This is a genomic window from Stenotrophomonas sp. 01N47 (assembly GCF_056399165.1).
Genome location: NZ_JBFTQU010000052.1, coordinates 1 through 470, shown reverse-complemented (window position 1 = coordinate 470; position 470 = coordinate 1). Strand labels below are relative to the sequence as shown.

Genomic DNA, 470 nt, shown 5'->3' with positions numbered 1-470 from the left:
GTCGAATGCCGCTCGCGAAGCGTTGCGCATGACCGACATGTTCTCGACCATGCTCGGCCGGATGCTGCAGCTGTTCCACACATCGCTACCGGCCTGCGCCGATGAAGTGCAGCGGATCGATCAATCCCTGGACCTGCTCAGCGCGGCGATTCGCGCTTATCTGGCCGACATCGGCAAGGAAGGCATCAGTGACAGCGATGCCGATCGTTCCCAGGAAATCCTCACGTTCGTGATCAACCTCGAACATGCCGCGGACATTCTTTCCAGCAGCCTCACGCAGTTGGCCATGCGCCGCTTGCGTCGGGGTGAACAGTTCTCGGCCTTCGAACTGGGCAACATCGCCCCGCTGCACGACGCCGTTCTGGAAAGCCTGAGCCTGGCGATCACCGTGTTCCTGCGCGAAGACATCGCCACCGCCCATCAACTGATCCAGCGCAAGGAGACCGTCAGAAGGCTCGAAGCCTGCGCCC

The 470-nt window shown here is 61.7% G+C and carries 1 protein-coding gene; it reads left to right on the top strand.

Annotation, left to right across the window (positions count from 1 at the left end):
- Positions 1–28: 28 nt before the first annotated feature.
- Positions 29–470, top strand: a 442-nt coding sequence (locus AC1DKR_RS21160; protein WP_478035110.1) for a PhoU domain-containing protein, incomplete at its 3' end; no start/stop codon positions are given.